General features: G+C 59.9%; 25 protein-coding genes and 1 riboswitch. Of the genes, 21 read left to right on the top strand and 4 right to left on the bottom strand.

What is annotated here, in order from left to right:
- Window positions 1–3 precede the first annotated feature (3 nt).
- From cobT to J3348_RS04370, 9 genes are read left to right on the top strand one after another with little or no spacing between them, the layout of a single operon-like run.
- Window positions 4–1,068 (top strand): nicotinate-nucleotide--dimethylbenzimidazole phosphoribosyltransferase, encoded by a 1,065-nt coding sequence (gene cobT, locus J3348_RS04410; protein ID WP_207698402.1) that lies wholly within the window; start codon window positions 4–6, stop codon window positions 1,066–1,068.
- A complete protein-coding gene (locus tag J3348_RS04405; protein WP_207698401.1) occupies window positions 1,062–1,583 on the top strand; it encodes a bifunctional adenosylcobinamide kinase/adenosylcobinamide-phosphate guanylyltransferase in 522 nt (173 codons plus the stop codon). Before cobT ends, J3348_RS04405 begins: the two co-directional genes overlap by 7 nt.
- Window positions 1,580–2,332 (top strand): adenosylcobinamide-GDP ribazoletransferase, encoded by a 753-nt coding sequence (locus J3348_RS04400; protein WP_207698400.1) that lies wholly within the window; start codon window positions 1,580–1,582, stop codon window positions 2,330–2,332. Before J3348_RS04405 ends, J3348_RS04400 begins: the two co-directional genes overlap by 4 nt.
- Window positions 2,329–2,649, top strand: a complete 321-nt coding sequence (locus tag J3348_RS04395; RefSeq protein ID WP_005943245.1) for a bifunctional adenosylcobinamide kinase/adenosylcobinamide-phosphate guanylyltransferase — start codon at window positions 2,329–2,331, stop codon at window positions 2,647–2,649. Before J3348_RS04400 ends, J3348_RS04395 begins: the two co-directional genes overlap by 4 nt.
- Window positions 2,643–3,242 (top strand): histidine phosphatase family protein, encoded by a 600-nt coding sequence (locus J3348_RS04390; RefSeq protein ID WP_207698399.1) that lies wholly within the window; start codon window positions 2,643–2,645, stop codon window positions 3,240–3,242. The genes J3348_RS04395 and J3348_RS04390 overlap by 7 nt, the downstream gene beginning before the upstream one ends.
- Window positions 3,239–4,192, top strand: coding sequence for an adenosylcobinamide-phosphate synthase CbiB (gene cbiB, locus J3348_RS04385; protein WP_207698398.1), 954 nt, complete (start codon window positions 3,239–3,241; stop codon window positions 4,190–4,192). The genes J3348_RS04390 and cbiB overlap by 4 nt, the downstream gene beginning before the upstream one ends.
- Entirely contained in the window at window positions 4,189–5,256 is a 1,068-nt protein-coding gene (locus tag J3348_RS04380; RefSeq protein ID WP_207698397.1) for a threonine-phosphate decarboxylase, read from the top strand. Before cbiB ends, J3348_RS04380 begins: the two co-directional genes overlap by 4 nt.
- Window positions 5,253–6,749: a cobyric acid synthase gene (locus J3348_RS04375; RefSeq protein WP_207698396.1), complete on the top strand. Its 1,497-nt coding sequence runs from the start codon at window positions 5,253–5,255 to the stop codon at window positions 6,747–6,749. The genes J3348_RS04380 and J3348_RS04375 overlap by 4 nt, the downstream gene beginning before the upstream one ends.
- Window positions 6,746–7,420 carry a precorrin-8X methylmutase gene (locus J3348_RS04370; protein WP_005943225.1) on the top strand — a complete coding sequence of 225 codons (675 nt, stop codon included), beginning with the start codon at window positions 6,746–6,748 and terminating at the stop codon, window positions 7,418–7,420. The genes J3348_RS04375 and J3348_RS04370 overlap by 4 nt, the downstream gene beginning before the upstream one ends.
- Window positions 7,421–7,582: 162 nt before the next feature.
- Here the strand turns inward: J3348_RS04370 and J3348_RS04365 are convergent, their stop codons facing one another.
- Window positions 7,583–7,864: a hypothetical protein gene (locus tag J3348_RS04365; protein ID WP_207698395.1), complete on the bottom strand. Its 282-nt coding sequence runs from the start codon at window positions 7,862–7,864 to the stop codon at window positions 7,583–7,585.
- A 190-nt stretch (window positions 7,865–8,054) separates the two neighbouring features.
- A riboswitch (TPP riboswitch) is annotated at window positions 8,055–8,162 on the top strand.
- 290 nt (window positions 8,163–8,452) lie between these two features.
- On the opposite strand from J3348_RS04365, the gene thiW reads away from it, so the two are divergent.
- The 6 genes from thiW to J3348_RS04335 all read left to right on the top strand — a co-directional run bounded on the left by thiW (window position 8,453) and on the right by J3348_RS04335 (window position 13,952).
- Entirely contained in the window at window positions 8,453–8,968 is a 516-nt protein-coding gene (thiW, locus tag J3348_RS04360; protein ID WP_118528981.1) for an energy coupling factor transporter S component ThiW, read from the top strand.
- Between the two features lie 15 nt (window positions 8,969–8,983).
- On the top strand, window positions 8,984–9,805 hold the full coding sequence (gene thiM, locus J3348_RS04355) for a hydroxyethylthiazole kinase (protein WP_207698394.1): 822 nt from the start codon (window positions 8,984–8,986) through the stop codon (window positions 9,803–9,805).
- A complete protein-coding gene (thiE, locus tag J3348_RS04350; protein ID WP_207698393.1) occupies window positions 9,792–10,427 on the top strand; it encodes a thiamine phosphate synthase in 636 nt (211 codons plus the stop codon). The genes thiM and thiE overlap by 14 nt, the downstream gene beginning before the upstream one ends.
- Before the next feature lie 202 nt (window positions 10,428–10,629).
- Entirely contained in the window at window positions 10,630–11,940 is a 1,311-nt protein-coding gene (gene thiC, locus J3348_RS04345; protein ID WP_044953845.1) for a phosphomethylpyrimidine synthase ThiC, read from the top strand.
- Between the two features lie 255 nt (window positions 11,941–12,195).
- Complete coding sequence (locus J3348_RS04340; protein WP_165852596.1) at window positions 12,196–12,333, top strand: hypothetical protein; 138 nt, start codon at window positions 12,196–12,198, stop codon at window positions 12,331–12,333.
- A gap of 233 nt (window positions 12,334–12,566) precedes the next feature.
- Window positions 12,567–13,952 carry an alanine/glycine:cation symporter family protein gene (locus tag J3348_RS04335; RefSeq protein ID WP_207698392.1) on the top strand — a complete coding sequence of 462 codons (1,386 nt, stop codon included), beginning with the start codon at window positions 12,567–12,569 and terminating at the stop codon, window positions 13,950–13,952.
- A gap of 52 nt (window positions 13,953–14,004) precedes the next feature.
- Here the strand turns inward: J3348_RS04335 and brnQ are convergent, their stop codons facing one another.
- The gene (brnQ, locus tag J3348_RS04330; RefSeq protein WP_207698391.1) at window positions 14,005–15,285 is read right to left on the bottom strand and encodes a branched-chain amino acid transport system II carrier protein; all 1,281 of its coding nucleotides are present in this window, start codon (window positions 15,283–15,285) and stop codon (window positions 14,005–14,007) included.
- A 239-nt stretch (window positions 15,286–15,524) separates the two neighbouring features.
- Between brnQ and J3348_RS04325 the strand changes: the two genes are divergently transcribed.
- Both J3348_RS04325 and J3348_RS04320 read left to right on the top strand, forming a co-directional pair.
- Window positions 15,525–16,292 (top strand): ABC transporter permease subunit, encoded by a 768-nt coding sequence (locus J3348_RS04325; protein WP_207698390.1) that lies wholly within the window; start codon window positions 15,525–15,527, stop codon window positions 16,290–16,292.
- Window positions 16,286–16,861, top strand: coding sequence for an ATP-binding cassette domain-containing protein (locus J3348_RS04320; RefSeq protein ID WP_207698389.1), 576 nt, complete (start codon window positions 16,286–16,288; stop codon window positions 16,859–16,861). Before J3348_RS04325 ends, J3348_RS04320 begins: the two co-directional genes overlap by 7 nt.
- Window positions 16,862–16,973: 112 nt before the next feature.
- Here J3348_RS04320 and J3348_RS04315 read toward each other — a convergent pair whose 3' ends face one another.
- Complete coding sequence (locus J3348_RS04315; protein ID WP_165852915.1) at window positions 16,974–17,732, bottom strand: M23 family metallopeptidase; 759 nt, start codon at window positions 17,730–17,732, stop codon at window positions 16,974–16,976.
- 329 nt (window positions 17,733–18,061) lie between these two features.
- A complete protein-coding gene (locus J3348_RS04310; RefSeq protein ID WP_097775049.1) occupies window positions 18,062–18,772 on the bottom strand; it encodes a Bax inhibitor-1/YccA family protein in 711 nt (236 codons plus the stop codon).
- Between the two features lie 111 nt (window positions 18,773–18,883).
- Here J3348_RS04310 and hemW point away from each other — a divergent pair, with 111 nt between their 5' ends.
- The 4 genes from hemW to J3348_RS04290 all read left to right on the top strand — a co-directional run bounded on the left by hemW (window position 18,884) and on the right by J3348_RS04290 (window position 22,967).
- The gene (hemW, locus tag J3348_RS04305) at window positions 18,884–19,966 is read left to right on the top strand and encodes a radical SAM family heme chaperone HemW (protein WP_207698388.1); all 1,083 of its coding nucleotides are present in this window, start codon (window positions 18,884–18,886) and stop codon (window positions 19,964–19,966) included.
- An 86-nt stretch (window positions 19,967–20,052) separates the two neighbouring features.
- Window positions 20,053–21,345 carry an NAD(P)/FAD-dependent oxidoreductase gene (locus J3348_RS04300; RefSeq protein WP_207698387.1) on the top strand — a complete coding sequence of 431 codons (1,293 nt, stop codon included), beginning with the start codon at window positions 20,053–20,055 and terminating at the stop codon, window positions 21,343–21,345.
- 336 nt (window positions 21,346–21,681) lie between these two features.
- Window positions 21,682–22,359 (top strand): (d)CMP kinase, encoded by a 678-nt coding sequence (cmk, locus tag J3348_RS04295; RefSeq protein WP_097775052.1) that lies wholly within the window; start codon window positions 21,682–21,684, stop codon window positions 22,357–22,359.
- Window positions 22,356–22,967 carry a lysophospholipid acyltransferase family protein gene (locus J3348_RS04290; protein ID WP_207698386.1) on the top strand — a complete coding sequence of 204 codons (612 nt, stop codon included), beginning with the start codon at window positions 22,356–22,358 and terminating at the stop codon, window positions 22,965–22,967. The genes cmk and J3348_RS04290 overlap by 4 nt, the downstream gene beginning before the upstream one ends.
- Window positions 22,968–22,970: the final 3 nt, after the last annotated feature.

Here is a 22,970-nt window from a genome sequence, read left to right as displayed (position 1 = left end):
AAAATGACCGAAACGGAACTGAATGCACTTTTGGCGGGTATCACCCCTGCCAACGAAGCTGCCCGCGCGGCGGCACACGCCCACTGGGCCAGCCTTGCAAAGCCTCTGGGCGGGTTGGGCCGGCTGGAGACCATGCTGGAGGATGCCGCCGCCCTTACCGGCAGTGCGGAGCTTGATCTTTCCCGCCGGGTGGTGGTGGTGCTCTGCGCGGATAACGGCGTGGTGGCGCAGGGCGTGAGCCAGACCGGGCAGGAAGTGACCCGTGCCGTGGCCGAAAACCTTGCCATGCGGCGCACCAGCGTGTGCCAGATGGCCCGCACGGCCCACTGCGATGTTCTGCCCGTGGATATGGGCATGGCAGGCGAACCGGTGCCCGGCGTGCGCAGCTGCCGCATTGCCGCAGGCACGGCGGATTTTACCAAAGGCCCTGCCATGAGCCGGGCTGAGGCGGTGCAGGCCGTTGGGGAGGGCATTGCCCTTGCCCGGGAACTGGCAGAGGATGGCTACAGGCTCATTGCCACCGGTGAAATGGGCATTGGCAATACCACCACCTCCAGCGCGGTGGCGGCAGTGCTGCTGGGCCAGCCCGTGGAGCTTATGACCGGGCGCGGTGCGGGCCTCTCGGACGAAGGGCTTGCCCGCAAGGTGGATGCCATCTGCCGCGGCATCCTGAAGAATGAGCCGGATCCGGAGGACCCGCTGGATGTGCTTTCCAAGCTGGGCGGCTTTGACATCGCGGGCCTGTGCGGCATCTTTCTGGGCGGGGCGCTGGCCGGGGTGCCGGTGCTGGCAGATGGTTTTATCAGCGGGGTGGCCGCGCTGTGCGCCGTGCGGCTGTGCCCGGCGGCGGCAAAGGCTGTGTTTGCAAGCCACTGCTCGGCAGAGCCTGCCGCGCGCATCGTGCTGGAAGCACTGGGCAAGGCACCCATCATTACGGCGGGGCTGCATCTGGGCGAGGGCACCGGCGCGGTGGCCAGCATCCCGCTGTGGGATATGGCGCTGGCCGTATACGGCGGGTGCTACTCCTTTGCGGAGGGCGGCATTGCGCCGTATACGCCCCAATGTTGACGCTGGTTCTGGGCGGCGCGGCCAGCGGCAAAAGTGAATACGCCGAGAGCCTTGTGCTCAGGACCACCGGCCCCCGCTACTATCTTGCCACCATGCAGGTGTGGGATGCCGAGTGTGCCGCCCGGGTAGAAAAGCACCGCAAAATGCGGGCCGCAAAGCAGTTTGAAACGGTGGAGTGTCCCTTGCATCTGGACAATGTGCGCCTGCCTGCGCGGGGCACTGCCTTGCTGGAAGACCTGGGCAACCTTGCCGCCAACGAGCTGTACGACCCGGCGGGAGCAGGGGAAAACGCGGCCAAAGCCATCCTGCACGGGCTGGAAAGCCTTGCAGCCCAGTGCGAAAACCTCATCGTTGTTTCCAACGAGGTGTTCAGCGGCGGGGCCGACTATGCCGGTGACACAGGCCGCTATCTGCTGGCACTGGCGCAGGTGAACAATGCCTTTGCCGCCCGGGCCGACAATGTGGTGCGGGTGGTATGTGGCATCCCCGTGTACTATAAAGGAGTGGAAAAATGATCGTTTTGCAGACCATTGCGGTGGCCTTTGCCATGTTTTCGGCCATCCCGGTGCCGCAGTTCGACTGGAACGAAAAAAATATGCGCTACGCCATGTGCGCCTTCCCGCTCATTGGTGTCGTTATTGGTGCGGCGTGGTGTGCGTGTGGCGCGCTGCCCCTGCCGGGCCTTGCCAAGGCGGCGGGCTTTGCGCTGATCCCGGTATGGATCACCGGCGGCATCCATCTGGACGGCTATGCCGACACCTGCGATGCCCTTTCCAGCTACGGCGACCGAGAAAAGAAGCTGGAAATATTAAAAGACCCCCACTGCGGTGCCTTTGCGGTCATCCGACTGTGCAGCTATTTTCTGGCCTATTTTGCCCTGTGCACCTGTGTGAGTTTTACACCCCGCGTGGGTGTGCTGTGGGTTCTGGCACTGGTGCTGGAACGGGCGCTTTCGGGCCTTGCGGTGGCATCGTTCCCCATGGCAAAAAACACCGGTCTTGCACACACCTTTGCCACTGCAGCAGACAAAACTGTGGTGCGCCGGGTGCTGGCGGTGCTGGCCGCAGTGCTGTGCGTGGGTATGGCGGCGCTGGGCGGCTGGGCGCTGGTGCTGGCAGCGCTGGCGGTGCTCTGGCGCTACCATGCCGTGAGTTGGAAGCAGTTCGGCGGCATCACCGGCGACCTTGCCGGGTGGTTTTTGCAAAAGGCCGAGCTCTGGATGCTGGCGGCGCTGTGTGCCTGCCAGTGGGGAGGGCTGCTATGATCTTTATTACCGGGCCGCTCTACAGCGGCAAGCGCACCTTTGCGCAAACACTTCCCGGCAAGCGTCTTTCGGACGTGCAGGTATTGGCTGCCGATGCCGCCGACCTGCCTGCCTTGGCAGACAAGCTTGCCCATGAATACGATATCCTCATCGCCACCGAGGTAGGCGGCGGTGTTGTGCCGATGGATGTCAAACAGCGTGCAGACCGCGAGGCGGCGGGCAGGCTTGCCTGCCTGCTGGCCGCACGGGCAGAGTGCGTGGTGCAGATGTTCTGCGGCATCCCCACGGTTTTGAAAGGAGAATTGTCTCAATGCTGATCTATCTTCTGCGTCATGGCCAGACGGAATACAACGCCCAGAAGCGTTATCAGGGCCAGCGCGATATCCCGCTCTCACCCGAAGGCGCTGCCCAGCTGCGCCGGGCAGATTTTGACCCCGATGTGGTCTATGTTTCCACCCTGCAGCGCACCAGCCAGACGGCGCGCATCCTGTTCCCGGAGGCAAAGCTTGTGCCGGTGGACGGCCTGAAAGAGATGTGCTTTGGCAGCTTTGAGGGCCGCAATTTCATCGAGATGGAAAAGGACCCCGAGTATCAGGCATGGGTGAAGGCCAACTGCGAAAGCCCCTGCCCGGATGGAGAGCGCAAGACGGATTTTTCAGACCGCATCTGCCGCACCGTGGCAGAGCTGATCGATAAAGCTCTTGCCGCAGGCGAAGAACGGCTGGTCATTCTGGCCCACGGCGGCACCCAGATGGCCGCCATGGAGCGATTTGCCGTCCCCCACAGGGACTACTATGCATGGTGCGGACCTAACGCGGGCGGCTTTGTGCTGGATGCAAAGGACTGGACGGAAAAGCATCTGCTGTATCTCGTGAAGACCGTCCAGTACACAAAGGAGAGCAAGGCATGATCCTTCAGGCAGTTGTCGGCGGTTTTGTGCTGGACGCCCTCTTCGGCGACCCGGCGTGGCTGCCGCACCCGGTGGTGCTCATGGGCAGATGCATTTCCCGGCTGGAAAAGTTCCTGCGCGCCCGCCTGCCCGGCACCCCGCAGGGCGAGCTGCTGGGCGGTGCCGTGACGGCGTTCTGCCTGCCGGTGGGCACCTTTCTGGTCACGAGCCTTGTGTGTCTGGCGGCGGTAAAGCTCAGCCCGTGGCTGGGCCTTGCCGTACAGATGTTCTGGTGCGGGCAGGCGCTGGCAGCCAAGGGCCTTGCGCAGGAGAGCACAAATGTGTATAACGAGCTGGTCCGGAACGACCTGCCCGCTGCCCGCAAAGCCGTGAGCCGCATCGTGGGCCGCGACACCCAGGACCTGACCGCCGAGGGCGTGACCAAGGCCGCGGTGGAAACGGTGGCCGAAAATGCCAGCGACGGCGTCATTGCGCCGCTGCTGTATATGCTCATCGGCGGGGCACCGCTGGCGCTGACCTACAAGGCTATCAATACCATGGACAGCATGCTGGGCTACAAGAACGAGAAGTACCTTTATTTTGGCCGTGCAGCCGCGAAGCTGGACGATGTGGCCAACTACATCCCCAGCCGCATTGCCGCCCTTTTGTGGGTGGCCGCTGCGGCCTTTACCGGCAACGATGCCAAGGGCGCATGGCGCATCTGGCGGCGGGACCGGCGCAACCACGCCAGCCCCAACAGCGCCCAGACCGAAAGCGCCTGCGCCGGTGCACTGGGCGTGCAGCTGGCCGGCCCGGCTTACTATTTTGGCGAATATTACCCCAAGCCTACCATCGGTGATGCCCTGCGCCCCATTGAGCCGCAGGACATCCTGCGCGCCAACCGCATGATGTATGTGGCAAGCGGCTTTGCGCTGGCATGGGGTGCAGCAATACGGGGGTTCCTTGCATGAAACAATTGACCCATGGCGGCGACTGGGCGGGCTACCGCGCCGAGTTTGGCCGCGACCCGCTGGATTTTTCGGCCAATGTCAGTCCGCTGGGCCTGCCGGAAGGGGTGGCAAAGGCCATTACGGCAGCGCTTGCCACGGCCGACCGCTACCCCGACCCGCTGTGCCGGGCCCTGCGTGAAAAACTGGCGGTGGCTGAGGGAGTGCCCGCCGAATGGCTGCTGTGCGGCAACGGCGCGGCAGACCTCATCTTCCGGCTGGCGCTGGCTGCAAAGCCCCGCACTGCACTGGTAACGGCCCCCACTTTTGCCGAGTATGCCACCGCCCTTGAAACGGCAGGCTGCACGGTGGAACGGCATTTTTTGCGGGAAGAAAACGATTTTACGGTGACGAAAGATCTCCTGAACGCGGTGCACCCGGGTACAAATATGGTGTTCCTCTGTCAGCCCAACAACCCCACCGGCCAGCTGGCAGAGCCTGCCCTTGTGGAAGCGCTGCTGCGCAGATGCGAGGCCGTGGGTGCGGTGCTGGCCGTGGACGAATGCTTTCTGGATTTTCTGCCGGAGGGCGAAGGCCTTTCGGCAAAGCATCTGCTGAAAAACAGCAAAAAACTGATTATTTTAAAAGCCTTCACCAAGCTTTACGGCATGGCAGGCGTGCGTCTGGGCTATTGCCTGTGCTCTGATACAGAGCTGCTTGCCCGGATGCGGGCAGCGGGCCAGCCGTGGGCGATTTCCGGTCTGGCACAGGCGGCGGGCATCGCTGCGCTGGACGAGACGGAATATGTGGCGAAGGTGCGTGCATTGATCGAAGCACAGCGGCCTGTGCTGGCAGACGGCCTGCGGGCGCTGGGCCTGCGGGTGATCGAGGGCCGGGCTAACTATCTGCTGTTCCGCGCGCCGGAAGCGCTGGGCGAAGCGCTGCGCCGCAAGGGTGCGGTACTGCGCAGCTGCGGCAATTATCCGGGCCTTGATGCCAGCTGGTACCGCACCGCCGTGCGCACAGAAAACGAGAACCGGCAGCTGCTTGCACTGCTGGCCGAAACCCTGCCGGAGGTGGCACAATGAGCAAGGCAAAATGCATTATGGTGCAGGGCACCATGAGCGGTGCGGGCAAAAGCCTGCTGTGCGCGGCGCTGTGCCGCATCTTTGCGCAGGATGGCTACCGCGTGGCCCCTTTCAAAAGCCAGAACATGGCCCTGAACAGCTTCGTCACCCGCAACGGTGCAGAGATGGGCCGTGCTCAGGTGGTGCAGGCACAGGCTGCAGGCGTGGAGCCGGATGTGCGCATGAACCCCATCCTGCTCAAGCCCAGCAGCGATGTGGGCAGTCAGGTGATCGTGAACGGCAAGGCCCGGGGCCAGATGCCTGCCGCCGCCTACTTTAAAATGAAGCGCAGCCTTATCCCGGACATTCTGGAAGCCTACAACAGCCTTGCCGCCGAGAACGACATCATCGTGATCGAAGGCGCGGGCAGCCCGGCAGAGATCAACCTGAAAGCCGACGATATCGTGAACATGGGCCTTGCAAAGCTGGTGGATGCGCCGGTGCTGCTGGCGGGCGATATCGACCGCGGCGGCGTATTCGCGCAGCTGTACGGCACTGTGGAGCTGCTGGAAGCCGACGAGCGTGCCCGCATCAGGGGGCTCATCATCAACAAGTTCCGGGGCGATGTGGAGATCCTGCGGCCCGGCCTTGCCATGCTGGAAGAAAAAACGCAGCTGCCCGTGCTGGGCGTGGTGCCGTACCTGCGGGTGGAGATCGAGGACGAGGATTCTCTCTCGGATCGTCTGGAAGCAAAAAGCACCGTCAAACCGCTGGATATCGCCATCCTGCGCCTGCCGCATGTGTCCAACTTCACCGACTTTATCCCGCTGGAACAGCACCCGCTGCTGGGCGTGCGGTATGTGCAGCGCACCCGCCAGCTGGGTGCACCGGATCTCGTCGTCCTGCCCGGAACCAAGAACACCATGGACGACCTGCGCTGGCTGCGGGAAAGCGGACTGGAAGCGGCGGTGCTCAGGCTTTCGGCAGCCGGTACGCCGGTGCTGGGCGTGTGCGGCGGCTACCAGATGCTGGGTGAACAGCTCTGCGACCCGGCAGGGGAGGAGAGCGGCACCCCCTGCACCCTGCGGGGCCTTGGCCTGCTGCCCACCACGACGGTGTTCGGCACCGAAAAGCACCTGACCCAGACCGCAGCCTGTGTGACCACAGAACCCTTTGCAGGCGCAAAGCTGACGGGCTACGAGATCCACGCAGGCCGCACCGAGGTGCGGGGCAGTGCGTTCTGCATCCTTGCAGACGGCACGCCGGAGGGCTGTGTGCAGGACGGTGTATTCGGTACCTACCTGCACGGCCTGTTCGACACCGGCGAACTGACCGAAAAACTGACCGCATTTTTGTGCAAACGGAAGGGCATCGATCCGGCCGGGGCCGAGCTTATCCCCATGGAGCAGTACCGTCAGCAGCAGTTTGATCTGCTTGCCGATGGTGTGCGCGCGGCACTGGATATGCCCGCTATCTATGCCGCCATGGGAATGCAAAAAGGAGACAACACATGACACCGCAGCATCATCTGCCCGCCGACATTGAACGGACGAGCATCTCCATTATCACAAGGGAACTGGACGAGCTGGGCCTGACCCCGCCGCCGGAGACGGCTGCGGTGGTCAAGCGGGTCATCCACACCACCGCGGATTTCGACTATGCCAAAAATCTGCGCTTTACACCCGGCGCGGTGGAAGCCGCAGTCAAGGCCCTGCACGCGGGTGCTTTCATCGTTACCGACACCAATATGGCGCTTGCGGGCATCACAAAGCCGGGCCTGAAAAAACTGAACGGTGAAGCCATCTGCTACATGGCAGACCCCGCTGTGGCCGAAGCCGCAAAGCAGGCGGGCACCACCCGTGCCGTTGCCGCCATGCACCGCGCTGCTCGGGAGCACCCGGGGGCCATTCTGGCCATTGGCAATGCGCCCACGGCCCTTTTGACCATTGCGGAGGAAATGGAAGCCGGTCTGCGGCCTGCATTGGTCATTGGCGTGCCGGTGGGGTTTGTGAATGTGGTGGAAAGCAAGGAAGTACTGTTTGCCGCCTGCGAGCGATACGGCGTGCCTGCCATCGCCGCCATGGGCCGCAAGGGCGGCAGCAATGTAGCTGCAGCCATCTGCAACGCCCTCATTTACTCTGCCACCGAAATGCTGGACCCCTCTGCCAGAGGGTGGAACGGATAAGGTGGAAATAGCATAATATCAAAAACCCGGAACCCTTTTTGAGCCGTTTTGGCCGAGAAAAGGTTCCGGGTTTTGTTCATGATTTTTTCAGAGAGCTATTTTGCAACAGCCCCATTTTCACGGAAAAGGTCCGAACCGAGCACGGCATCCACACTGCCGGCATCAGGCTGCGGGGAACGCCTTGTTCCACACTTCGATCACCTTGAACTTCGGGGCCCAGCCTTCGGGCTCAAAGCGGTCGCCCTTGGCAGCCATGGTGCCCTGCTCGGTGCACCACTGTGCGGCCTTGGCCATATCAGGGTCGGTCACATCCGCAAAGGCGGGTGCGCCTGCGGGTTCGGGCCTGCCTGCGGTGTTCCACACCAGCATCGAGCCTTTTGCATTGCTTCCCGTGATTGTAACATTGCGCATACCCGTAATGGTAAGGCCCAGGCCACCGTCCATTCGTGTATCATTGGTGCAGACCAGAACAATATCCGTGCTGCGTCCACCTTGAAAATACCATATTTCACCTTCTTTTTCAATAAAACCTGCGTGAAACGCCCCAAAAACTGCGTGAAAAACGTTTTGCACCGCTGTGCGCGCCTTTGCCCCCTCTTGCAATTTGTGCGCAAAGGGTGTAGAATACAGTCACAATCAAATACAGGGGAGCTTGTGAAGCAGGCTGAGAGGAAGTATCCAAACTTCGACCCTTTTACCTGATGCGGATAATGCCGCCGTAGGAAGTCAGAATGGATGATTTTTTGCAGGAGGCACCGCGGAAGGTGTCTCCTGTTTTTTGTTGTGTACCTATTACCATTAAGGAGGATACCTTGTACTTTTCTGCGGAAGTGCCGCAGCGGGCTGAGGGGGAGCGCCCTGAGCTTTGTGACCGTCAGCGATGGGAAGCCGTGTTCCGGCGTGAGAGGAGACCAGCAAGTCTCGACCGCTTCTTATAGTTCCTGCGCCGGGTCTGGCACCGGGTGCGGGCTGTTTGCGGAGGCGCTGTATGGTTTTTGCTGCTTCCGCAGGTTTGGAAAGGAGCCTTGCCTTATGAAAAAACTCTCTGTGAAAAAGCTGGCGCTGGCCGGCATGCTGTGCGCTCTGTGCGTGGTGGGCAGCGTATTCAGCTTCCCCATGTTCGGCAGCAAATGTGCACCCATCCAGCACATGGTCAATGTGACCTGCGCGGTGCTGCTTGGCCCGTGGTGGGGCGTGGGCGTGGCCTTTGTGGCCTCGCTGCTGCGCAACCTGCTGGGTCTGGGCAGCCTGATGGCCTTCCCCGGCAGCATGTTCGGCGCACTGCTGTGCGGCCTTGTGTACCATAAGACCAAAAACATCCTTGCCACCATGGTGGGCGAGGTGTTCGGCACCAGCATTCTGGGCGGTCTGTGCGCTTACCCGGTGGCCATCTTCCTCATGGGCAAGAGCGCTGGCGACATCGCGTTCTATGCCTACATCGTGCCGTTCCTCATCTCCACTGCAGTGGGTTCCATCATTGCGGGCGTGCTGGTGTACAGCCTGCAGCGCTCCGGCGCACTGCGCTCCATGCAGAACAGTCTTTCCTGACGGAGGGGCACCCGAATGTTCAAAACAGAATTCGAGAACCTGCGCCGCACCTGCCCGCTCATCCATAACATTACCAACTACGTCACCGTGAACGACTGCGCCAACATGGTGCTGGCCTGCGGTGCTTCGCCCATCATGGCCGACGATGCTGCCGAGGTGGAGGACATCACCACCATCTGCGGCGGTCTGAACATCAACATCGGCACCCTGAACAGCCGCACCATCACCAGCATGCTACTGGCGGGCAAAAAGGCAAACCAGCTGGGCCATCCTGTGGTGCTGGACCCGGTGGGTGCGGGTGCATCCCGCCTGCGCACCGACACGGCTTTCCGCCTGCTCCGGGACGTAAAGTTCACCGTGATCCGCGGCAACATCTCAGAGATCAAAACGCTGGCCTCCGGCGCGGGAACCACCAAGGGCGTGGATGCCGATGTGGCCGATAAAGTTACTGAGGAAAATCTGGATTCTGCCGTGGCCTTTGCCAAGGCCTTTGCAGCCCAGACGGGTGCCGTTATTGCCATTACCGGTGCCATCGACATCGTGGCCGATGCCGAAAAAGCCTACTGCATCCGCAACGGCAATGCCATGATGAGCAGCATCACCGGTACGGGCTGCCAGCTTTCGGCCCTGACGGCGGCGTTCGTCACCGCCAACCCCGGCCATCCGCTGGAAGCCGCTGCAGCTGCAGTGTGCGCCATGGGCCTTGCGGGCGAGACCGCCCACAAGCGCCTGACCCCGCTGGACGGCAACTCCACCTACCGCAATTATATCATCGATGCCATTTACAATATGACCCCGGATCAGCTGGAAGAAGGAGCAAACTATGAAGTGCGATAAGCAGAACATGCTTCTGTATGCCGTCACCGACCGCGCATGGGTGGGCAAACAGACCCTCTATGAACAGGTGGAGAGCGCCTTGAAAGGCGGTGTCACCTGTGTGCAGCTGCGTGAAAAAGAGCTGGACGACGAAGCTTTTCTGAAAGAGGCTGTGGAGATCCATGCTCTGTGCCAGCGCTACGGCGTGCCGTTCTTTGTGAACGACAATGTGGACATTGCCATCCGCTGCCACGCCGAGGGCGTGCACGTGGGGCAGGAGGATATGGCCGCAGCGCAGGTGCGCGCTCGTGTGGGCGAGGGAATGATGATCGGCGTTTCCGTCCACAGTGTGGAGGAAGCACGGGAAGCCGTCAAGCACGGCGCAGACTGCCTTGGTGTGGGCGCAGCCTTTGCCACCCACACCAAGACCGATGTGGATGTTCTGCCCCACGAGACCCTGAAGGCCATCGGTGATGCCGTGGACATCCCGGTGGTGGCCATTGGCGGCATCCACAAGGAGAACATCCTGCAGCTCAAGGGTACCGGTGTGGATGGCGTGGCCCTTGTGAGCGCCATCTTTGCAGCAGACGACATCGAGACCGAGTGCCGGGAGCTGAAGGCGCTTTCCGAGCAGATCATCTGACCGATCCCGCGGCAAACCGGGGACACCACCTTGGGCCGCGTTATAAAATTCATGGAGAAAACCAACATGAAAAGCGTATTTTGCGCAGGTGCCGGCATCCAGAACGTTCTGTTTTTTCTGAATGACGGCTGCCTTTCCCTACCCTTGTATGACCAGCACCCTGCTGTTCAGAGATAAACTGTCATTTGGAGGAACAGAGCGTATGCAGACTTATACCACTCAGATGGATGCTGCCCGCAAGGGCATCATCACGCCGCAGATGGAGATCGTGGCAAAAAAGGAATACCGCACCACCGAGGAGATCCGCCAGTGGGTCGCCGAGGGCAAGGTTGCCATCCCCGCCAACAAGCACCATGAGTGTTTGAACCCCGAGGGCGTCGGCTCCATGCTGCGCACCAAGATCAACGTGAACCTTGGCGTCTCCCGCGACTGCAAGGACTACAACGTGGAGATGCAGAAGGTGATGAGCGCCGTCAACATGGGTGCCGAAGCCATTATGGACCTTTCCAGCCACGGCAACACCCAGCCCTTCCGTCAGAAGCTGACCCACGAGTGCCCGGTGATGATCGGCACCGTGCCGGTGTACGATTCGGTCATCCACTACCAGCGCGATCTGGCTGAGCTGACCGCACAGGACTTCATCGATGTGGTGCGCCTGCATGCAGAGGACGGTGTGGACTTTGTCACCCTGCACTGCGGCATCACCCGCAAGACCATCGAGCAGATCCGCAAGCACAAGCGCAAGATGAACATTGTCAGCCGCGGCGGCTCTCTGGTGTTTGCATGGATGAGCATGACCGGCAACGAGAACCCCTTCTACGAGCACTTTGACGAGATCTGCGAGATCTGCGCCGAGCACGATGTGACCATCTCGCTGGGTGATGCCTGCCGTCCCGGCTGTCTGGCTGATGCCACCGATGTGTGCCAGATCGAGGAGCTGGTGCGTCTGGGCGAGCTGACCAAGCGCGCATGGGCACACAACGTGCAGGTGATGGTGGAAGGCCCCGGCCATGTGCCCCTGAATCAGGTGGCTGCCAACATGGAGGTGCAGAAGAGCATCTGCATGGGCGCACCCTTCTATGTGCTGGGACCCCTGGTCACCGATATCGCCCCCGGTTACGACCACATCACCGCTGCCATCGGCGGCGCTGTGGCTGCAGCCAGCGGTGCAGCTTTCCTGTGCTATGTGACCCCCGCCGAGCATCTGGCTCTGCCCAATGTGGACGATGTGAAGCAGGGCATCGTGGCCTCCAAGATCGCTGCCCACGCCGCCGATATCGCCAAGGGCATCCCCCACGCCCGGGACATCGACGATAAGATGGGCGATGCCCGCCGTGTGCTGGACTGGGATGCACAGTTCGCCTGCGCACTGGATCCGGAGACCGCAAAGGCCATCCGCGATGCCCGCCTGCCGGAGGACGACCACAGCGACACCTGCAGCATGTGCGGCAAATTCTGTGCCGTGCGTAGCATGAACAAGGCGCTGGCCGGTGAGTACATCGACATTCTGTAAAAATCTTCTGTTTTGCGCGCAGCAGCGCGCATCTTCCTCCGCCGCCCGGTATGACCGCCGGGCGGCTTTTGTGTTGTAATTCCAAAAAGATTGTGTTAAAATAACAATAAGGCGCTGATTGCAAAATTGGTGGTCATGCTTTCTATCCCGTATCGCTGGTTTTTCTATTTCTACATAGAACAAGCAGAGGTCCGGGAGGAAACTTTTTTGAAAGTACCCTGCCCGGAGCCTTGAAGGCGAAGGGAGGGATATCGAATGAATCTGCTGGAGACTCTCGCATTGCTCACGTTCATTCTCGCGTTGTTGAGCTTGGTCGTGGATGTGATCCGTCTGACCGTTGAGGTCATGGCAAAGTTTTCCCAGATGAAAAGCGATGATAACAAAAAAGATTGACCGCCTCACAGTTCCCCAACTCGAGCGGTCAATCTTTTTGACTAACGGGATGGAAAGCTGACCTTTGCAGTCAGCGCCCCTTCTGTTTGTAGTATAATCGAAGCTATGTGATTTGTCAAGTTATCCTGTTCCATCGATTATTTCTATCAATATTTTAGATTTTACAATTCTTCTGTACTGTACTATAATGAAGTTATCGTCTTCATTCCATTGATCTACAGGAGGAATCTGCCTTGCTGGTAAATCTTATCGAATCCGTCTATCGCCTGCTGTGGGGCGACCTGTTCACCATCCCGCTGGGCGGCGGCATCGGCATTTCCTTCATGGTGGTGCTGCTGTTCACGGCGGGCATCTGGTTCACCTGCCGCACCCGTCTTTTGCCGGTGCGGCTGTTCCGGGATATGATCGCCGCCGTGTGCGAGAAAAAGCAGGGCAGGGACGGCCTTTCCTCCTTCCAGACGCTGGTCATTTCCACCGCCACCCGCGTGGGCATGGGCAATCTGGTGGGCGTGGTGGCCGCTGTTTCTGCAGGCGGTGCCGGTGCGGTGTTCTGGATGTGGGTCACTGCCATTCTGGGTGCGTCCACCTCCTTTATCGAATCCACCCTTGCCCAGAAATACCGCCAGCCCGACCCGCTGTACGGCGGCTGGCGCGGCGGCCCGGCCTACTATCTGCATGTGCTGGCGGAGCGCAGGCGCGGCAAAAAGCTCAAACGCTCTGTGGTAGCGGCGCTGTTTGCGGTGTCTGGTCTCATCTGCTGGTGCGGCATCAGTCAGGTGATCTCCAACTCGGTCAGTTCTGCGTTTGAAAATGCGTTCCATATTCCGCCGCTTACTACCACACTGGTGCTCACGGCCATTGCGGCGGTGATCGTGCTGCGCAAGAATGCCACCGTGAAAAGTCTGGACGTGATGGTGCCCATCATGGCGGTGTGCTATTTTGTCATCACCGTGGGCATCGTGCTGTTCAACCTGCCCAAGCTCCCGGCGGTGTTCGGGCGCATCTTTGCGGAAGCGTTCGGTCTGCGGCAGGCCGTGGCTGGCGGCTTTGGTGCTGTGCTGATGAACGGTGTCAAGCGCGGCCTGTTCTCCAACGAAGCGGGCAGCGGTTCGGCACCCTGTGCAGCTGCCGCCGCAGAGTGCGACGACCCGGTCAAGATGGGCTTTGTGCAGGCACTGGGCGTGCTGATCGATACGGTGGTGATCTGCAGCTGCACGGCTTTTTTGATGCTGCTGGTGCCGCAGGAGATCACAGAAGGACTTGCGGGCATGGACCTTTTGCAGACTGCCCTGCAGTACCATCTGGGCGGCTTTGGTGTCGTGTTCATTGCGTTCACGCTGGCGCTGTTCAGCTTTTCCACCTTTCTGGGCGTTTTGTACTATGCCCGCGGCAATGTGGCCTATCTGTGCGGCGACAACTGGTGGAGCCAGACCGTGTATAAGCTGATCGCGCTGGCCATGCTGGTGATCGGCGGTATGCAGGCCTACACGGTGGTGTGGGATCTGGGCGACGTGGGCATTGGCCTGATGACCATTTTCAACATGATAGCCTTGGTGCCCATGGCAAAGGAAGCGCTTGCCGCCCTGAACGACTACGAAAAACGCAAAAAACTGCAGTAAATAGCAAAGGCCCGGCTCCCTGTAACATGGGAACCGGGCCTTTCAGGTTATTTTATTGCAGATCAGATTTGTTTAAAAGCAGCCCGCCTACAAGCCCGACCAGCGCAGGCAGCACCCAGCCAAAGCCCATGCTGCCCAGCGGCAGAGCGTTGGCGGCGGCAGATACTGCCCCCAGCGGCAGCGCAGCGGCGATGCTCTGCAGGGCGGTCAGGCCCATGCACAGCGGATACACCGCCCGGTGCTTTTCAAGGCCCGGCATAAAGGAAAGCAGGATCAGCACGATGGCTGCGGGATAAATGGCGTTCAGCACCGGAGTGGACAGCCGGATGATGGCAGCAAGGCCGAGGTTCGATACCAGCATACTGGCCACAGCAAAAAAAGCTGCGATGGCAGAGTAGGGGATGCGGGGCAGAAGCTGATGAAAATACTGACCCACGCAGGCAATCAGGCCCACACAGGTGTTGAAGCATGCGATCACAAAAATGGCTGCGACCAGTACAAGGCCCGCCCGGCCGAACAGCTGCTGTGCCAGAGCGGTAAGCACCTCGGCACCGGTGGCAAGGCCCGGATACACCGTGCCGGTCTCGGCCCCGGCGTGGCCCAGCATGGCGTAGACCACCAGCAGCAGCCCGCCTGCAATAAAACCGGCCCGGATGGTGCCGCCCTCCACGGCACGGCTTTCTGTGACACCCCGGGCGCGGATGTTCAGGGCGATGACCGCGCCAAAATTCAGCCCGGCCAGCGTGTCCATGGTCTGGTAGCCGTACAGGATGCCCTGCACAGCGGGCAGGGCTGCGTACTCTGCGCTGGGTGTGCCGTAGTGTGCCGCCAGCGGATGGATGAGACACCCGGCAAACAGCACCACGATGAGCACGATCAGGCAGGGGCAGAGGATGCGGCCCAGCCAGTCGGTAAGCTTTTCCGGCCGCAGCGCCACCAGAAAGGCCGCTGCAAAAAACAGCACCGAGTAGGCCAGCTGCAGCCCGGTACCGCCGCCCACCAACGGCACCAGCATCTGGAACGAGGTGCTTGCCGTGCGGGGGATGGCAAGGCAGGGGCCGATGGAAAGATACACCAGAATGGTGAACACCATGGCGAACACCGGATGCACCCGGCCGGCAAGCTTATCCAGACCACCTGCCCGTGCCACAGCCACCACGCCCGCAATGGGCAGGCCGACGGCGCTGACGGCAAGGCCCGCAAAGGCAGGCCAGAGGCTGGTACCGGCCTGCGCGCCCAGATGCGGTGGGAAGATCAGATTGCCTGCACCAAAAAACATGGAAAACAGTGTAAAGCCGACCAGAAGCAGATTTTTGCCGGAAAGCTTCTGCATAGGACAGACACCTCATTTCTTTCCTGCATCAAAGATGACAGAGATTCATACAGTTCAGTTTATCGTTTTATTGATTTCATGTCAAGAAAGAAAAACATGAAGAAAAGTAATGACAGGCATGATAAGCTCTTATGCATCATGATGCACGGGTCATTGGCGTTTGGAAAAAGATGTGGTATGATACTTATACGATCCGCAGAGCGGAGGCCATTTCAGACCGTCAGGAGCAGGAAAGAACCATGAACCAACATAAACAATTTTTTCAGCGGCTGGGCGCTGCGGCCTTCTGGCTGGCGGTGTGGCAGTGCGCCGCCATGGCGGTGGGACAGGAGGTGTTCCTTGTTTCGCCGGTGCAGGCGGTGCGCACTCTTTTGCAGCTTTTGCCGCAGGCAGAGTTCTGGCAGCGGGTGGGTTTCAGCTCCGGGCGCATTCTGCTGGGTTTTGGGCTGGGCGTGGCTGTAAGCATCGTGCTGGCTGTGGCCGCACAGGCGTGGCACACGGCAGATGTGCTGCTTGCTCCGGTGCTGCAGCTGGTCAAAGCCACGCCGGTGGCAAGCTTTATCATTCTGGCGCTGGTGTGGGTGCGGGGGGCATCGCTTTCGGTGCTCATCAGCTTTTTAATGGTGCTGCCCGTGCTGTACGGTGCGGTGCGCACCGGCATCCAGAGCGCAGACCCACAGCTGTTGGAGATGACGAAGGTGTTTCGCCTTCCGCTGGGCCGACGGCTGCGGGCGGTGTGGCTGCCTGCGGTGCTGCCGGCCTTCCGGCAGGGATGCAGCGTGGCCCTTGGCATCTGCTGGAAGAGCGGCGTTGCCGCTGAGGTGATCGGCCTGCCCAATGGCAGCATCGGCGATGCACTCTACCGAGCCAAGATTACCCTTTCCACCGGGGAGCTGTTCGCATGGACGTTTGTGATCATCCTGCTCAGCGCCGGGTTTGAAAAGCTGTTCCTGCTGCTTCTGGACTGCGTGACCCGCGCCGTGACCGGGGAGGTGCCGCAATGCTGACCATCGAGCATCTGACAAAACAGTTCGGGGAGAAAACGCTTTTCCGGGATCTATGCCTCACGGTGGAAGGCCCGGCGGTGCTGTGGGCACCCAGCGGCTGGGGCAAGACCACATTGCTGCGCATCCTCATGGGGCTGGAAGAACCCACTTCTGGCATAGTACAGGGCGTTGGCCGGGTGGCAGCAGTGTTTCAGGAAGACCGGCTCTGCCCGCAGCTGACAGCTGTGCAGAACGTGACGCTGGTATTGCCCGGCAGTGCAGAACAATACAAGGAGCAAATCATAAAAGATTTTCAACAGCTTGGCATGGATGCTGCCGCACTGGCCCTGCCTGCCGCACGGCTTTCCGGTGGACAGAAGCGACGCACGGCTCTGCTGCGGGCTTTGTGGGCCGCCAGCGATACGCTGCTGTTAGACGAACCCTTTACCGGAATGGACCCGGACACCCTTGCCGCTGCTGCGGCTCTGCTGCGGGAGCGCTGCGGAGAAAAGCCTGTCTTGCTGGCTACCCACGACCGCGAAGCCATCCGCCTTCTGGGCTGGCCGGTGGTTGAGCTGGAAAATGCCTGAGCCTGCATCGATCCTATAGAATGAAAAATCGGAAAGACCAGAACGGCCTTTCCGATTTTTTGCTGCTTGGAATATTTTACTGAAAAATACGCAGGGGATACGGCGAACTGCATCAGTTCAGCAGCTTTGCCGGGTCAAGATACTGCTCACCCTGCAGTACTTCCAGATGGATATGCGTCTCCTCGGCGCATTCGTTGGGAATGCTGCCTGCACGGCCAAGTATCTGGCCCACACTCACTTCATCGCCGGTCTGCACCGTGGGGTCGGCAGTGCCGCACACCCGCCACAGGTGCCCGGCGCTGTCCTCGATGCACACCACACTGCCCCAGCGGCTATCGGTGTCCACGGCGGTCACCTTACCGGCGGCGGGAGCACACACCTGTGCATCCTGCGCACAGGCGTAGTCCACACCGTTGTGGGTGCGCCAGTCGCCAAGGGTGCTGCTGTACACCAGCTCATCGCCGCTGTAGGCGTTCAAGACCCTGCCTGAGACGGGCTGCGTGGAGGCAGGCGCAGCTGAACTGCTGGCAGGCGAGGATGCGCCCTGCAGTGCGGAGGGTTCGTGCACCAAACCAGAGCCAGACTGCGCCCCAGAAGAGGACGCAGAGGATGCGGGCTTGGGTACATTTGCCGCAGATTCTGCGGCGTCGGTCACGGGCTGCTGCCATACATCGTCCTCCTGTGGGTCAAGGGTGAGCTGCGGCTCCGGTGCAGGTTCTTCCTGCGGGGTCGTCAGGTCGTCGTAGCTCTTTTTCAGTTCATCCCGCACGGTGCGCACTGCCCACACGCCCGCCGCTGCGGCTGCGACGAGACAGGCCAGCAGTGCCAGTGTAAAGCCCCTGCTGCGCAAAAACTTTTTGATCTGCTCCATTGTCGTTACTCCCATCTGCTGCATTGTGTACGCATTGCTTCTGGGCTTAGTGTGGGACAGCAGGGCAGGTTTTATGCATTCTTTTATTTAAATGCCCTCCGCGTTGCTCTGGGCATATTTAGAGGAAATGATATTTTGTAATATAGCAGCCCAGCCAGACCTGCGGGTCTGGCTGGGCTGCACTTTCACAGGAAGGGCCGCAGCCGGAAAATGCATCTTCCCTCTGTGGCCTTCTGTGTTGATGCCCAGAGCGAAGCGGAGGATATTCTAAATGATATTACCAAACAAAAAGGCCCTCCCTTTTCGGGAGAGCCTTTGCGGATCAAAAATCAGTTGCGGCGGCGGCTGTTCATGCCCAGCAGGCGCACAACATACAGGAAAATGTTGATGAAGTCCAGATACAACGTCAGTGCACCGTAAATGGAAGCCTTCTCGGCCAGCTCGCCGTCATAGGCGTAGTAGGAGAACATCTGGCTCAGTTTCTGGGTATCATAGGCGGTCAGCAGCATGAACACTACCAGACCGACAGCGCTGTACAGCACCGTGGTAAGGAAGCTCATGCCGAACAGCATGCCCACAAAGCCGGTGATGATGAGCGCGAACAGGCCCATCATCAGCTTGGGACCCCAGCCGGACAGATCCTTGTGGGTAGTAGTGCCGTAGACCGCCATCAGGCCGAAGTACAGCGAGGTGGCAAGGAAGGCCAGCACCAGAGTGCCCAGATCAAATATCAGGAAGTAGTAGCTCAGCACCATGCCGTTGAGCAGTGCATAGGCAAAGAAGGTAGCTCTTGCACCGCCCACCGACATGTTCTGCACGCGGGAGCTGAGCACATATACCAGCACCAGCTCTGCGATGGTGAACACCAGATACAGCGAGTTGACAACGTACAGCAGCGGGGTAGCGGCTGTAACGAACGCCGCTGCAAAGGTGATGAGCAGGCCTACCGCCATCCAGCGATAGGTGCGGTTCATATAGTCAGCCGAGGTCATGGCAGGCTCCGTGTAGCCTCGATCGTAACCATTGTAATTGTAATCCATATGGGACTCCTCCAGTCTCTTTCTGCCGGAACACTTTTTCCTTGCTCCGGTCTACGGAATATAGTATACTGCATAGAAATGAACGTTTCATGAAAAAGGCTGTGATATTGTATGTCTCTTGGGCTTTATTTACACATTCCGTACTGTTTTTCCAAATGCAGATACTGCGATTTCTATTCCCATCCCGGTGAGCGCGGTGTACCGGAAGCTTATGTGGATGCTCTTTTGCGGGAGCTTTCCCGCTTTGCGCCGGAAGCACCTCTGCAGCCGGACACCCTTTATTTTGGCGGCGGCACGCCCAGTCTGCTGCGCCCGGAGCAGGCAAAACGGCTGATCGATGCGGCCCGGCCGATGCCGGGGGCCGAGATCACACTGGAAGCAAACCCGGAGACGGTGACGGAAGAAAGCCTTGCAGGCTTCCGGGAGGCGGGCGTGAACCGCATCTCTTTCGGGGTGCAGTCTGCCCGGGATACCCAGCTGCGCACACTGGGTAGACCGCACACGGCAAAGCAGGCGCGGGCTGCATTTGCCGCCGCGCAGCGCGCAGGCTTTGCGAACATCAGCGGCGACATCATGCTGGCACTGCCGCACTACACCGAAGCCGAGTTTGACGAAACGCTGGAACTGATCGAGGGTGGTGGGGCTACCCATATTTCGGCATATCTGCTGAAGATCGAGCCGGATTCGGCCTTTGGTAAACATCCGCCCGAAGGCCTGCCCACCGGCGATGAAGCCGCCGATTTTTACCTTTATGCAGTGGAACAGCTGGAACACCACGGCTACAAACAGTACGAGATCTCCAACTTTGCAAAGCCCGGCTATGAGGGCAGACACAACCTCATTTACTGGGACTGCGGCGACTATCTGGGCCTTGGCCCGGCGGCGCACTCCTGCATGGGCGGCAGACGGTTCTACTACCCGCCGGACACCGCCGCTTTTCTGAACGATGCCGCCGCCCCGGTGATGGACGGCAGCTGCGGCGCAGAGGACTACCTTATTTTACAGCTGCGTCTGCGCAAAGGCCTTTCGCTGGATGCATACAAAAAACTTTACGGGAAAGAATTTTCCACCGCACAGCTGGCCTTTGTGCAAAACTGCGTCCGGGCGGGCTATGCAAGCTTTGACGGCCGTACCCTTGCCCTGACCCCGGCGGGTCTCATCGTGCAGAACAGCATCCTTGCCCAGCTGTTGTAATTGGTAGAAATACGGCAGAACATTGCTTTTGCGTGCCGATTCTGGTATGATATACTCGTATTATTAGGCGATGGGAGAGAAAACGGATGGCGAAAGTATTGATCGTCGGCGCAGGCGCGGCAGGACTGATGGCGGCGGGTGCCGCCGTGCGGCAGGGGCATCAGGTGACGGTGCTGGAACACATGGACAAGCCCGGCCAGAAGATCCTTGTCACCGGCAAGGGCCGCTGCAATGTGACCAACGACTGCCCGGCAGAGGAGTTTCTGCGCCATGTGCGCACCAACCCGCGCTTTCTGTATTCGTCGCTGGGGGCCTTTCCACCGGCAAAGACCATGGAACTGTTCGAGGGCCTTGGCGTGGAGCTGAAGGTGGAGCGCGGCCGCCGGGTGTTCCCGGTATCCGACAAGGCCGAGGAGATCCGGCAGGCTCTTTTGCGCTATGCGCAGGATGCTGAACTCGTGCATGACGGCGCGAAAAAGCTGCTATTGGAAGAGGTAACACCGGAGCCGGAAGCAGCTCCCGCCGCACCGGAAAACCCGCGCCACCCCAAAAAGAAAAAGGCAGGCCCGGCACTGCGGTGCATCGGTGTGCGGGGCACCTCCGGCCGGGAGTACCGGGCGGATGCCGTGCTGGTGGCCACCGGCGGCGTGAGCTACCCCACCACCGGCTCTACCGGCGACGGCTACAAACTGGCCCAGCAGGCCGGGCACACCCTCATCGAGCCGGTGCCCAGTCTGGTCAGTCTTGTGAGCCATGACGCGGACTGCAAAAAGATGATGGGCTTGGCGCTGAAAAACGTCACCCTGACCCTGTTCGAGGACAGCAAGGCCATTTTTGACGAGCAGGGCGAAATGCTGTTCACTCATTTTGGCATCAGCGGCCCGCTGACTTTGAGCGCATCCAGCCATCTGGGCGACATGAAAAAACACAAGTATCATGCGGAAATCGACCTCAAGCCAGCCCTCAGCGAGGAGCAGCTTTACGACCGCATCACGCGGGATTTTGCCCTGCTGGCAAACCATGCGGCGCAGGGCGCGCTGGTAAAGCTTTTGCCGTCCAGTATGCAGCCGGTGATGGTGGCGCGCTGGGGCATCGACCCGGCTACCAAGGCAAACCAGATCACCCGGGAGCAGAAGAGGGAGCTGGTGCAGCTGATGAAGCACTGGCGGGTGTCCATTGATGCCCGGGGCGATCTGGCCCACGCGGTGATCACCAGCGGCGGCGTGTCGGTGCGGGAGGTGGACCCCAAAACCATGCAGAGCAAAAAGGCGCTGGGTCTTTACTTTGCAGGCGAAGTGCTGGATGTGGATGCCTATACCGGCGGCTACAACCTGCAGATTGCCTTCTGCACCGCACAGGCATTTGCAAATCATCTGTAATTACAGATAAAACAATTTTAAATGCCCTCCGCGCTGCTCTGGGCATATTTATAGGAATAGATTTTTTTGATTTGTATTTTGAAAACGACTGCGGTCGTTTTCAAAATACGTTTTCACAAAAAGAGTTGTTGCCGGGATAGTCTCACAGACCGCTGCGCAACTGTTCCTGAAGGGAACGAGCAGCAATGCAGTTCTCCGTTACGACCCCATCCGGTGAAAATGTGTTTGGAGCGCTCCGCAGAGCGCAAAAATATTAAAATGATTTTCCGCTGAAGATGGCCACAGCGAATGCGGAGGCCATTTTAAATCGTTCAGTTTAAAAAGGAGAGATACAACATGGTATCTGTTGCAATCGACGGGCCTGCAGGTGCAGGCAAATCTACGCTGGCACGCCGTCTGGCGGCTGAAATGGGCTATATTTATGTGGATACCGGTGCCATGTACCGCGCCATCGGCCTGTATGCCCTGCGCGCAGGCAAGGACCCTAAGGACAACGACGCAGTGAACGCGCTGCTTCCCCAGATCGAGCTGCGGCTGGCCTCCATTGAGGGCGAACAGCACATTTATTTAAAGGAAGAGGATGTGAGCACCGCCATCCGCACCGAGGCCGCAGGTATGGCTGCCTCTGCCGTGGGCGCAAACCCGGCTGTGCGCGCCTTTCTGCTGGAACTGCAGCGGGATATGGCCAAAAAGCAGGACGTGCTGATGGACGGCCGCGACATCGGCACGGTGGTGCTGCCGGATGCCACGGTGAAGATCTTCCTCACTGCCACACCGGAAGCCCGCGCCACACGCAGGTGGAAAGAGTATCAGGCCAAGGGCATCGATACTCCCTATGAAGAGGTGCTGGCCGACGTGAAGCAGCGGGACTATCAGGACACCCACCGTGCCGCTGCACCCCTGAAGCAGGCGGACGATGCCGTGCTGCTGGATACTTCGGAGCTGGATTTTGAACAGAGCCTTGCTGCAATGAAGAAGATCATTGCGGAGAAAGTGAATAAAACGATAAAATGATATTATATTACATCTTAGTGCCCTTTGCGTGGCTTTTGTGGCATATCGGCTTCCGCATCCATGTAGAGGGCCGCGAAAACCTGAAAAAGGTGCAGACAAAGGGCTGCATCCTTGCGCCCACCCATGTCTCCGCCATCGACCCGGTGTTCATCGTGGTCACCCGGTGGAGCAGGCGGATGGTCGTATTTGCCAAGAAGGAACTGTTCGAGATCAACGCCCTGCTCACATGGTTTTTCCGCTGCTGCGGCGCGGTGTGCGTGCGCGGCACAAAGGATGAAATGGCTGCCATTGAGCAGACCGTAGAAAAGTGCAGAAACGGCGAAACACTGCTCATCTTCCCGGAGGGCACCCGCGAAAAGGACGGGAAGCTTCTGCCGCCCAAGAGCGGACTGTTCGTCATTGCGGCGGGGGCCGGGGTGGACGTAGTGCCCTGCCGCATCCTGTACGATACGCCGGATGGAAAAATGCACCTGTTCTGCAAAGTACGGGTGATCTACGGCGAGCCGATGCCTGCAGAGCAGTTTGCCATGGAGAGCCGCCGCGACACCAAAAAGCTGCGTGCCAACAAGCAGGCCCTGCTGGATGCGTGGGAAAAGATGGGGGCGTAAAAG

The sequence above is a fragment of the Faecalibacterium sp. Marseille-Q4896 genome (genome assembly GCF_017377615.1).
GTDB classification, from domain to species: Bacteria; Bacillota; Clostridia; order Oscillospirales; family Ruminococcaceae; genus Faecalibacterium; species Faecalibacterium taiwanense.
The sequence above is the reverse complement of the archived record's forward strand: the minus strand, read 5'-3'. Positions and strand labels throughout refer to the sequence as shown.

Excerpts from the sequence above, each read along its gene's own strand:
- J3348_RS04340 (WP_165852596.1), top strand. The coding sequence starts at position 12,196 with ATGAATCTGCTGGAGACTCTCGCATTGCTCACGTTCATTCTCGCGTTG.
- brnQ (WP_207698391.1), bottom strand. The coding sequence starts at position 15,285 with ATGCAGAAGCTTTCCGGCAAAAATCTGCTTCTGGTCGGCTTTACACTG.
- J3348_RS04375 (WP_207698396.1), top strand. The coding sequence starts at position 5,253 with ATGAGCAAGGCAAAATGCATTATGGTGCAGGGCACCATGAGCGGTGCG.
- J3348_RS04290 (WP_207698386.1), top strand. The coding sequence starts at position 22,356 with ATGATATTATATTACATCTTAGTGCCCTTTGCGTGGCTTTTGTGGCAT.
- thiW (WP_118528981.1), top strand. The coding sequence starts at position 8,453 with ATGAAAAAACTCTCTGTGAAAAAGCTGGCGCTGGCCGGCATGCTGTGC.
- J3348_RS04315 (WP_165852915.1), bottom strand. The coding sequence starts at position 17,732 with ATGGAGCAGATCAAAAAGTTTTTGCGCAGCAGGGGCTTTACACTGGCA.
- J3348_RS04370 (WP_005943225.1), top strand. The coding sequence starts at position 6,746 with ATGACACCGCAGCATCATCTGCCCGCCGACATTGAACGGACGAGCATC.
- cbiB (WP_207698398.1), top strand. The coding sequence starts at position 3,239 with ATGATCCTTCAGGCAGTTGTCGGCGGTTTTGTGCTGGACGCCCTCTTC.
- thiE (WP_207698393.1), top strand. The coding sequence starts at position 9,792 with ATGAAGTGCGATAAGCAGAACATGCTTCTGTATGCCGTCACCGACCGC.
- J3348_RS04300 (WP_207698387.1), top strand. The coding sequence starts at position 20,053 with ATGGCGAAAGTATTGATCGTCGGCGCAGGCGCGGCAGGACTGATGGCG.
- J3348_RS04380 (WP_207698397.1), top strand. The coding sequence starts at position 4,189 with ATGAAACAATTGACCCATGGCGGCGACTGGGCGGGCTACCGCGCCGAG.
- thiC (WP_044953845.1), top strand. The coding sequence starts at position 10,630 with ATGCAGACTTATACCACTCAGATGGATGCTGCCCGCAAGGGCATCATC.
- thiM (WP_207698394.1), top strand. The coding sequence starts at position 8,984 with ATGTTCAAAACAGAATTCGAGAACCTGCGCCGCACCTGCCCGCTCATC.
- J3348_RS04400 (WP_207698400.1), top strand. The coding sequence starts at position 1,580 with ATGATCGTTTTGCAGACCATTGCGGTGGCCTTTGCCATGTTTTCGGCC.
- cobT (WP_207698402.1), top strand. The coding sequence starts at position 4 with ATGACCGAAACGGAACTGAATGCACTTTTGGCGGGTATCACCCCTGCC.
- J3348_RS04310 (WP_097775049.1), bottom strand. The coding sequence starts at position 18,772 with ATGGATTACAATTACAATGGTTACGATCGAGGCTACACGGAGCCTGCC.
- J3348_RS04325 (WP_207698390.1), top strand. The coding sequence starts at position 15,525 with ATGAACCAACATAAACAATTTTTTCAGCGGCTGGGCGCTGCGGCCTTC.
- hemW (WP_207698388.1), top strand. The coding sequence starts at position 18,884 with ATGTCTCTTGGGCTTTATTTACACATTCCGTACTGTTTTTCCAAATGC.
- J3348_RS04365 (WP_207698395.1), bottom strand. The coding sequence starts at position 7,864 with ATGGACGGTGGCCTGGGCCTTACCATTACGGGTATGCGCAATGTTACA.
- J3348_RS04405 (WP_207698401.1), top strand. The coding sequence starts at position 1,062 with ATGTTGACGCTGGTTCTGGGCGGCGCGGCCAGCGGCAAAAGTGAATAC.
- J3348_RS04320 (WP_207698389.1), top strand. The coding sequence starts at position 16,286 with ATGCTGACCATCGAGCATCTGACAAAACAGTTCGGGGAGAAAACGCTT.
- J3348_RS04395 (WP_005943245.1), top strand. The coding sequence starts at position 2,329 with ATGATCTTTATTACCGGGCCGCTCTACAGCGGCAAGCGCACCTTTGCG.
- J3348_RS04390 (WP_207698399.1), top strand. The coding sequence starts at position 2,643 with ATGCTGATCTATCTTCTGCGTCATGGCCAGACGGAATACAACGCCCAG.
- cmk (WP_097775052.1), top strand. The coding sequence starts at position 21,682 with ATGGTATCTGTTGCAATCGACGGGCCTGCAGGTGCAGGCAAATCTACG.